The sequence below is a fragment of the Mesorhizobium sp. M4A.F.Ca.ET.050.02.1.1 genome (genome assembly GCF_003997725.1).
Classification (GTDB): Bacteria; Pseudomonadota; Alphaproteobacteria; order Rhizobiales; family Rhizobiaceae; genus Mesorhizobium.
Genome location: NZ_RZSG01001163.1, coordinates 1 through 1,328 on the forward strand (window position 1 = coordinate 1; position 1,328 = coordinate 1,328).

Genomic DNA, 1,328 nt, shown 5'->3' on the forward strand with positions numbered 1-1,328 from the left:
CGCCGAAGCGCTTGATGTCGGGCGCGACCTTGATCCTGCCGGCCTTGATCGCCGCCACCGTGCCGACATCGATGACCGGGATGCGGCCGGCGTCGATCTGCTTCAAGATGCCCTCCTTCGGCCGGACAAGGCCGTATTTCTCGAGCTTGCCCAGCGCCAGGTCGAGGATGATCGGGAACATCCGGTCGTTGAGGCCCTGCGGCATCGGCCGGCTGGCGATACCGACCATCTGGATCGGCACGCCGAACAACTGGCGCGGCACGATGTGGACGCCCTTGCGCACCGACAGCGTCGGGTCGGCGCCGCTCTCGGCAAGGTCGAGCGCGATCTCGGCGCCGGTGTTGCCCATGCCGACGACCAGCACCTTCCTGTCGATGAAGGGCGCGGCCTCGGTATAGTCGGCGCTGTGCAGCCCTTGCCCTTGAAGGTCTCGATGTCGGGAAAGCTGGGAACGATGGGCTCGGCATTGTTGCCGCTGGCGACCACGACATGGCGCGCCGTCAGCGCGTCGGATCCGATCTCGACCCGGAAACCGTCCTTGTCGCGGCGGATGGTGTCGACCGTCACGCCGAAGCGCGGCCTGAGCTCGAAACGTTCGGCATAGGCATCGAGATAGGCCACGACCTTCTCGCGCGGCACGTAGCGCGGATGGTCGCTCGGAAACGGCACGAAGGGCAGCGAGGAGAACGACTTCACCGTATGCAGATGCAGCCGCCGATAGTGCCGCCGCCAGGCCGGCGCCACCTGATCGGCCTTTTCGAGCATGATGAAATCCACCCCGGCCCGGCGCAGGCAAGCGCCGACGGCAAGGCCGGCCGGCCCGGCGCCGACAATCACGACATTGGTATCCAAGCGGTTTCCTCCCCTCCCAGGTCATGGCAGGCTATGCCGGGAGGTGTGGGCGGGACAAGTGGGGGTGCCCATCTCCCCCCTTGTGGGGGAGAGAGCGATTTCAACATCTTAGCGAAGCTAAGTGTCAGAAATCGCAAGAGAGGGGATTTGCTTGGGAGCTCCCTTTGCGGACTTCGGCCAGGATTGTCAGGCAAACGCCGTCGATGTTTCGCACCACTTCGTCGTTCCAGAAGCGCAGGGTCCTGAAGCCTTTCATCGCAAAATGCCGGTCGCGCCCGGCATCCCGTTCCGACTCTGAATGCTGGCCGCCGTCGACCTCGACGATCAGCCGCGCCTCGAAGCAGACGAAGTCGAGAATGTAGCCGTCAAGTGGCACCTGCCGCTTGAACTTCAGACCCTCGAGCTGCCTGTTGCGCAGCACCTGCCACAGGATGTTCTCGGCCTTCGTCGCATCGGCACGCATGGCTCTTGCAAAG

The 1,328-nt window shown here is 64.5% G+C and carries 1 protein-coding gene and 2 pseudogenes; all 3 read right to left on the minus strand.

Translation table 11 applies throughout. From position 1 onward, the window contains the following. Positions 1–514 (minus strand): annotated as a pseudogene (locus EOA33_RS41175) (hypothetical protein); the annotation flags it as partial. Further along, positions 475–837, minus strand: a pseudogene (locus tag EOA33_RS41180) (NAD(P)-binding domain-containing protein); the annotation flags it as partial. The pseudogenes EOA33_RS41175 and EOA33_RS41180, both read right to left, overlap by 40 nt. 139 nt (positions 838–976) lie before the next feature. Continuing rightward, a partial coding sequence (locus EOA33_RS35970) for an endonuclease domain-containing protein (RefSeq protein ID WP_245482558.1) occupies positions 977–1,328 on the minus strand: 352 nt, incomplete at its 5' end.